9 protein-coding genes are annotated in these 7,805 nt (G+C 65.4%); 2 read left to right on the top strand and 7 right to left on the bottom strand.

Annotated features, from left to right (window positions below; all coding sequences use genetic code 11):
• The 7 genes from mftG to mftA form a co-directional block, all read right to left on the bottom strand.
• Positions 1-1,411 (bottom strand): mycofactocin dehydrogenase MftG (gene mftG, locus WB785_RS21915; protein ID WP_424081769.1); only part of this gene is annotated, 1,411 nt, incomplete at its 3' end.
• Between the two features lie 3 nt (positions 1,412-1,414).
• Positions 1,415-2,827, bottom strand: a complete 1,413-nt coding sequence (gene mftF, locus WB785_RS21910; protein ID WP_424081767.1) for a mycofactocin biosynthesis glycosyltransferase MftF — start codon at positions 2,825-2,827, stop codon at positions 1,415-1,417.
• The gene (mftE, locus tag WB785_RS21905; protein ID WP_424081765.1) at positions 2,824-3,567 is read right to left on the bottom strand and encodes a mycofactocin biosynthesis peptidyl-dipeptidase MftE; all 744 of its coding nucleotides are present in this window, start codon (positions 3,565-3,567) and stop codon (positions 2,824-2,826) included. Before mftE ends, mftF begins: the two co-directional genes overlap by 4 nt.
• 126 nt (positions 3,568-3,693) lie before the next feature.
• The gene (gene mftD, locus WB785_RS21900; RefSeq protein ID WP_424081763.1) at positions 3,694-4,893 is read right to left on the bottom strand and encodes a pre-mycofactocin synthase MftD; all 1,200 of its coding nucleotides are present in this window, start codon (positions 4,891-4,893) and stop codon (positions 3,694-3,696) included.
• 2 nt (positions 4,894-4,895) lie between these two features.
• Positions 4,896-6,065, bottom strand: coding sequence for a mycofactocin radical SAM maturase (gene mftC, locus WB785_RS21895; RefSeq protein WP_424081761.1), 1,170 nt, complete (start codon positions 6,063-6,065; stop codon positions 4,896-4,898).
• Complete coding sequence (gene mftB, locus WB785_RS21890) at positions 6,062-6,397, bottom strand: mycofactocin biosynthesis chaperone MftB (protein WP_424081760.1); 336 nt, start codon at positions 6,395-6,397, stop codon at positions 6,062-6,064. The genes mftC and mftB overlap by 4 nt, the downstream gene beginning before the upstream one ends.
• The gene (gene mftA, locus WB785_RS21885; protein WP_324850848.1) at positions 6,382-6,477 is read right to left on the bottom strand and encodes a mycofactocin precursor MftA; all 96 of its coding nucleotides are present in this window, start codon (positions 6,475-6,477) and stop codon (positions 6,382-6,384) included. The genes mftB and mftA overlap by 16 nt, the downstream gene beginning before the upstream one ends.
• A gap of 116 nt (positions 6,478-6,593) precedes the next feature.
• On the opposite strand from mftA, the gene mftR reads away from it, so the two are divergent.
• Positions 6,594-7,217: a mycofactocin system transcriptional regulator gene (gene mftR / locus WB785_RS21880; protein WP_424081757.1), complete on the top strand. Its 624-nt coding sequence runs from the start codon at positions 6,594-6,596 to the stop codon at positions 7,215-7,217.
• Positions 7,195-7,805, top strand: a 611-nt coding sequence (locus tag WB785_RS21875) for a DUF2332 family protein (RefSeq protein WP_424081755.1), incomplete at its 3' end; no start/stop codon positions are given. The genes mftR and WB785_RS21875, both read left to right, overlap by 23 nt.

Here is a 7,805-nt window from a genome sequence, read left to right as displayed (position 1 = left end):
TGACGATGCTGGCGTGCGGGCCGCGGCTGGTGATCCCCGGCAAGATTGATCCGTCGATCACCCATAAACCGTCGATGCCGTGCACCCGGCATTGGTGATCGACGACGGCCACCGGATCCCCTGCTGGGCCCATCGGGGCGCTGCCGCACAAATGCTGAGACGTCGACCAGGCGGGCTCGCCGACTTGCGTTGTTGAACTGGCTAATTCGCGGGCCAACTCACAGCCTCGCTGCAACGCGGTCACATCGGCGGGTTCGACGTCGTAGCGATGCTCAATTCGAGGTGGTACCAAAGGATCAGCGGAAACCAGCGTAATGCGTCCCCGCGCCCGCGGCTGCATGAGCGCCACACCAATGTGCGGCCAGTCCGGATGCCCGGCCGTGCCGTCCCCGACCATCGCCACGAAACCTCCGGTATATGGCCGTATTTCGATGTCGTCAGCAGTGCTGAGCACCACCTCGAGCACCGGGCGGTCGGGAGCAACTTCCCAGTTGGTCGGCAACACCCATTCCGGATGGTCGCTGCAGGTCATTCCGACCGGCAAGCCGGCCACCATGTCAACCCCGGCAGCACGAAGCATGCCCTCCTCACCTATGCCGGAAAGCATTAGCAGATGCGCTGATTCGATCGCGCCAGCAGATAACACGATTCGATCGGCGGTCGCGGCGATCGGACCATCCGGCCCGAGGGCGTCGACGCCAACGACGCGACTGCCCGAGAAACGCAGGCGCACCGCGCGCGTCTGCGTCAGCACCGAGAGGTTCTCTCGATTTAAGGCAGGCCACAGGTATGCCGCACCCGGACCGACACGTACGCCGTCAACGACGTTGAGTGGCACCGCTCCGATGCCCGCCGGCATCGCGGAGGCGATTGCCACATCGTTGAGATCGGGTATCCATTCGAACCCGGCCTGCTGCGCGGCCGCTACGAAAGTAGCTGTACTGCCGATGATTTCGCCAGTCCGGCGAACCGCAATCGGGCCGGCGTCGCCGTGCGCGGAGCCGGTGAAATCCAGGTCGGTCTCGATAGCCCGGAAGTGGCCGATGACGTCTGACCAGGCCCAGCCCGGCACCCGATAGCCGTCGAAGTCACGTGCCAAACCGCGGCAGAAATATCCGCCGTTGACGGCTCCGGAACCGCCGATCGTCGCGCCGCGCATGATCGTGATCTGGCGAGTCGGCTGTTCGGTCAGTTGCGTCTGATAACGCTGTACGAGCGGGCTCGCGGCCCCGATCGGCAGCCGCAACCCATTCGTCGTTTCGGCCCGCAAGGCTGGATCGGCTAGTCCGAGTCCAGCCTCCAATACAGTCACCGTACAGCTTGAATCAGCCGAAAGCCGGTTCGCAACAACAGATCCCGCGCTTCCCGCACCGATGATCAGCACATCGCTGTGCAGCGCAGCTGCAGTCAGGGGTCAGACTCGAATCTGCGGCTTAAGCGGGCCGATGTTGCGTTCTCGCACCACTCCGTACCACAGTCCGAGGCCATAGGCGAGGTCGTCAAGGCGCTTGAGGACCAGATAAGTCAACAGCCCGATCGGCTTGGCGTCTTCGTCGGCGGATCGCCGGCGGCTTGCCCAATCCACCACCCCGTCGGCGACCGCGGCGATCAGCACGACGCGGCGAGCGGGACGGAACACGATGGCCGCCAGCAGCGCGACCGGCCAATAGTGCCGACAGATCGCCGACGCCAGTTGCAGCGCCGCCGACCAGAGGCCGCGGGCAGCTACCGCCAGCACATCCGAGATCTCGGTGTCAGCATCCTGCAACGTCCTCGCGATGCGGCGACCGGTCAGCCCCGCCAATAACAGTGATGCCAGATAGCCGAAGCTCGAGCCAATGGCCATCAGGACCCATGCCGCAAGTGCCCAACCAGAGATCATCAATGGGGCGATCTTGTCGGGGTGTCGGGCCGACAGCGGGGCCGCCGAACCACCGTAAAACGCTTTGCGCGCAATCCAATCCCGCAATTGCGTGCGATGATCATGTCCCACCTGAGCGATCGGCTCGTAGCGCAGCCGGGCACCGGCTTCGACAAGTCGCCAGCACAGATCGACATCCTCACCCGAGCGCAGGGTCTCGTCGAAGCCGCCGATTTCGCGAAGCCTGGCCGTCCGGCAGATGATCGCCGCACTCGGCACATAGGCGACGCTGGTGTACGGAATGACCGGGGCTTCGCGCTGCCCAAGGTCCAGCGATGAGCGCACTGCCTCGTAGCGCGCAACCAGATGGTCCGTCTGGGCCAGACCAACGATTCGCGGGGCGACCAGCGCCACCGTGGGGTCGCAGAAGTGGCCGAGTAGAGCCTCCAGCCAGCCGCGTCGCGGTACGACGTCGGAATCCAGGAACGCGACGAAGCCAGACTTGCAGGCGGCCAGACCGGTATTGCGCGCCGCCGCAGGCCCTCGGCTTTGGGTATGCCGCAGCACCTCGATGTTGGGATGCGCCCCCGCAATGTCGTCCCGCTCAATGGGTGTCGATGAGCCGTCGTCAACGATGATGATGCTCAAGTCACGCAATGCGGCAACCAAGCGCCGTAAGCCATATGGGTTGTCCCGCACCGGGATTACGACGGTTACGTCGCGGTGCGACGGACCGCCCGCGGGCCGCGGGTGAGCCACCGTCGCGTCCAGCAAGGTCCGGGCCAGCTCGGCGCTGACTGCGTCGTGAACTTTGAGACGGCCATCGGCGAGCATGTCCTGGGCGGCCGGCGCCAGCCGGAGCAACCGGGTCGGTGAACCGCCCAGCAAAGCAGAGCCCTGGCCGAGCACCCGGACCCGCCGGTCGACCTGTACAGCAAACCCGTCCGGCAACCGCGTCTGGGTCATTTGAGCATCCCGTCGGCAGCGGGCGACCAACGTTTCACGCGGCTCAAGCAGTCGTCGACCATTTCCGCCAACATGCGCTCCCCCTCTGCGGCGGTCGCGGTGGTCGGATCACCCAATCCCCCCACCTCGCTGACCGCCGCGACCCCGCCGCGAAGCATCGACGGTAGCAGGTCGGACAACGGCGCTCCGTTGCCCGCATGCCACCGGTCGGTCAGCACGTCGGCTGGTGAAATATGGAGCAATAGTGACGTTTCAGCGTGCCCGGCGTGGGCGTCAGCGCCTGCCACCGTGCACGGGCACCACCCGGCATCGCGTCCTTCGGACCGCAGCAGGCCCACCGCGCGGCCCAGCGCCCTGACGTTGCCGCCATGGCCGTTGATGAAGAGCAGCCGCTGCGCCCAACAGGTAGCGGACCTGCCGTACTCCACCAGCAGCGCGGTGAGGACCTCGGTGCCGATGGAGATCGTTCCGGGGAAACTCTGGTGCTCGCCGCTGTCGCCGTAGGCGATGGCCGGTGCCACCACCCAGTGCAGCTGGGGGTCGTCAGACAGGCGGGAGGTGACTTCGCTGGCGACGGTCGTCGCAATCCGAGTGTCGGTGTCCAGCGGCAAGTGAGGTCCATGCTGTTCGGTGGATCCGACCGGGATGCTAACGCCCAAGGACATGGTTCGTAGCTGGCTCGACGTCGAGCCGCCAAGTTCGGCGAGGACAGCCACTCGGTGATGGTAGGACGAATTCACCTGTCGTGCATCGATTGTTGGCGCTATCGATAAAATTTTTGCCGCCGCCTGTTCACTAAACCCGGTCACCGGCGCCACGTCAGCCACGTGGGTATCAAAATACTCGCTGGTTTCGCTCGCCCTTGGCTAGGCTCCGCCCGGCCCGGACGGGGGCAGCCCGAGCGCTCGGGCAAACCCGGGCGGCACCAAGATGTCGTCCGCGTTGAGGTCGTGCACCGACGCGCGACCGAGACCCATCAGCGCGGAGTCGATGCCGCCGCGAAGGATGTCGAGCACGTTCTCGACACCGGGTTGCCCGGAGGCCGCCAGGCCCCACAGGTAGGCGCGGCCGATCATCACCGCGCGCGCTCCGAGTGCCAGCGCCTTGACGACGTCGCTGCCGCGGCGGATACCGCCGTCCAGCAACACCTCGATCTGGTCGCCAACCGCGTCCACAACCGCGGGCAGCGCCCGGATCGATGCCGGGGTGCCGTCTAGGTTGTTGCCGCCGTGGTTGGACACCGAAATTGCCGAAACCCCGGTATCCACAGCCTTTTTGGCATCGTCTACCCGCATCACGCCTTTGAGCATGAACGGGCCACCCCACAGCTCGCGCAACCAGGCGATGTCGTCCCAGGTCGGCGGCGGCGTCGCCATCCACTCCCCATAGGCGGCGAAGAACGGTGGGCCGGGCTCGCCGCGGGGGGCCAGGTTCGGCACCCGCAGATCTGGCGGACGTAGCGTCTTGCCGAATCTCCACAACCACCCGGGGCGAGTGATCACTTCCGGCGACATCCGCAGCATGGTCCGCAGGTTCATCTGCTCGGGGATCTTCGGGCTGCCCCAGTCCCGGCCGTGGGAGAACGACCAGTCGGTGGTGACGATCAGCCCGACGGCACCGGCTTGCCGGGCCCGCTCGACTCGCTCGGCGATCACTTCGCGCCCGCCCGACCAGTAGACCTGGAAGAACAGTTTCGGATTGGCGGCGATCACTTCTTCGATCGGCTTGCTGGCAAACGACGACAGCCCCATCGCCGTACCGCGCGCCGCGGCGGCTCGCGCGACGGCCACTTCACCGTCAGGATCGACCGCTTGCACGCCGGTGGGTGAGATGATGACCGGCAGGGAAATCTCTTGCCCCATAACAGTTGTCGAGAGGTCGCGCTTTTCGATGGCGCCGACCACGTGGGGCGCGAAGCCCAGCTCGCCGAACGCCTCGACATTGTCGGAGACGGTCAGTCCTTTTTCGCTGGCGGCCACCAGCGCGGCATAGGACGACTTCGGCAGTCGCTTCTTGGCGCGCTGCTGCGCGATGGCGACCGTCTCAAACCAGACGTCTCGGGCCACGGCTAGACCGGGCTTTCATTGCACAGCCGCTTCGGCATGGTCAGTGTCAGCGGCACCGGTCCGCTACTGCGCCGTCCGTGCGAGTGGTCGCCTGCGGGTCGAGGTTTGTCACGCTGCCCTGCCAATGCCGGCACGCCGTAACCCTGAACGCATTCTGGATCGGGGCCGTCGATTGGCAGGCCGGTGAAGAACTTGGCCGCCATGCAGCCGCCCCGGCAGCTGTCGTAGTGACCGCAACTTCCGCACGCGCCCGCCGACTGCGGCTCCCGGAGCTCCCGGAACAGCGGGGCGTTCTTCCATAAATTGTCAAACCCGCCATCGGACAAGATGTTTCCGGCAAGGAAGCGGTCGTGGATGGCGAACGGGCAGGCATACACATCGCCGACCGGGTCGATCAGGCACACCACCCGCCCGGCTCCGCACATGTTCAGACCGGCCAGCGCACCGGGCTCGCCGAGTCCGGACAGGTGGAAGAAGGAATCACCGGTCAGTACCCGCTCCCCCTTGGCGACCAGCCAGTCGTAAAGCTGGACCTGCTGGTCGGCGGTCGGATGCAGCTCGTCCCATACGTCAGCCCCACGACCCGACGGGCGCAGCCGGGTGATACGCAGCGTGGCGCCGTAACGGCTTGCTAGCGAAGCGAATTCGTCGAGCTGGTCCACGTTGTGACGAGTCACGACTACGGAGATCTTTGCGTCGGAGAACCCCGCGGCGGCAAGGTTTTCCAGCGCACGGATGGCCATCGCATAAGACCCGGCGCCCCGGACGGCGTCATTGACTTCTGCGGTCGCGCCGTCCAATGAAATCTGGACATCGACGTAGTCACTGGCGGCCAACCGGGCCGCTACCTCTGGTGTGATCCGAACGCCGTTAGTGGAGAACTTCACGCCCACGTGGTGAGCAGTGGCGTAGTCCACAAGCTCCCAAAAGTCCTGCCGGACAGTCGGTTCCCCGCCGCCGATGTTGACATAGAACACCTGCATGCGTTCTAGCTCATCAATGATGTCCTTGCACGCCTGCGTCGACAGCTCGCGCGGATCACGTTTACCCGACGACGACAAGCAATGCACACACGACAGGTTGCATGCGTAGGTCAGCTCCCAGGTCAGGCAGATAGGTGCGTCCAACCCAGACTCGAACTGCTCGACCAGCCGTGGCACAACCGATGTCACGTCGCCTCCTTCGGCGCTACCGGCACCAACATATTGGAACCGGCCAGCACGCCTAGTGCATGAAGGTAAGGAGCCTGGCGCTCATCCTCGACGCCGGCTGCACGGCAGGCGGCGCGAATGTCTGGATGGTCGGCCAGCGATTGCACCACCGCGAGAATGGTGCGGTTCTTGAGGAATGACAGTTTGCGGGTGCCGAAGTGATACAACAGCGCGCCGAACGGCTCGGGTCGCACGGCCACCTGCGGGTGCAACCGCCACGCGAGGCCGGGATCGAACCCGATTGTCGGTTGCAGCCCCTGTGCGGGGGCAGTCACGATCAGTAGACTCCGCACATCCCGTCGATGGACACCTCTTCAACCAAAGACTCGGTGACGAGCTCGGTGTCGGTGTCTGTCTGCTGGTTGGGCTCCATGACGTTGCCTTTCGTTAACAGGGTCTCGACAAGTCGCGTCGATCTGGTGACAATCTCGGTAAGGATATGGCATCGAGTGCCAAAAATGGAAGAGGCTTCGTAAAAAGGGGGAGCGGATGCTGGAGCAGGCGCGGGTCGGCCGGCGCCGTTCCACGACGCCGCAGCACATCACCGATGTCGCTCTGCGCCTGTTTGCCGAGAGCGGCTTCGTCGAGGTGAGCGTCGATGACGTCGCAGCGGCCGCGGGTATCGCCCGTCGAACCGTGTTTCGTTACTACGCATCAAAGAACGCCATTCCATGGGGAGACTTCGACGCTCACCTGCAGCACCTGCGCACGCTGTTGGATCACGTCGATCCCGCGATGCCGCTCGGCGAGGCGCTGCGTGCGGCGCTGCTGTCGTTCAACACCTTTGACGAGTCGGAGACGATCCGCCATCGGCAGCGAATGCGGGTGATCCTGCAAACCGCTGAACTGCAAGCGTATTCGATGACGATGTATGCCGGCTGGCGCGAAGTAATCGCGGAGTTCGTGGCACGCCGATCCGGCCTTCGAACCAGCGACCTGCTGCCGCAGACCGTTGCCTGGATGCTGCTTGGCGTCGCCCTGAGCGCCTACGGGCACTGGCTCGACGACGAATCCGTCTCATTACCACAGGCTCTCGGAGATGCGTTCGACGTCGTCCGCGCCGGCCTGGACAAGCTGGAGGAGCGGCACAATGAGCCCCGCCGGCGACGATAGCCGCCTGATGCGGTCTCTCCGACTACAGGGCCAGATCTGCGCCGGTATGGGCTCGCCGATGTATGGCGACATGTTGGACCTGGTGGCGGCCGACGTGGAAGCCGGCGGTGTCTTCGCCGCCATCCTGTCCGGGCACGAAGACGACGCGGGGCGGCTGGCGCTGCCGCTGCGGCTGCTCGGTGGGCTGCACCGGCTGGCGCTCGACGGCCGCGCTCCCGAGCTACGCCGTTGGTATCCGAGCACGGGCGGGCAGTGGGATGCGCAGCCGGCCTGGCCTGATCTTGCGGTCGCCGCCTCCGAACACGCCGAGCTGCTGCGGGCGGTGCTCGATCAGCCACCGCAAACCAACGAGGTGGGCCGGTCCGCCGCTCTGATCGGCGGTCTGCTCATCCTTGCTCGCCGATTCGGTTTACCCATAAGGCTTTTCGAAATCGGGTGTAGTGCTGGGCTAAACCTGCGGGCTGACTATTACTGCTACCGCCACCCAGGCGGCCAGTGGGGTCCGGCCGACTCACCAGTGATCATCGACGACGCGTGGCGCGGGCACCTGCCGCCGACCGCGGACCTGCGGATCGTGCAGCGTCACGG

The sequence above is a fragment of the Mycobacterium sp. genome (genome assembly GCF_049585075.1).
Lineage (GTDB): Bacteria > Actinomycetota > Actinomycetes > Mycobacteriales > Mycobacteriaceae > Mycobacterium.
This window is presented reverse-complemented; position numbering and strand designations above follow the sequence as displayed.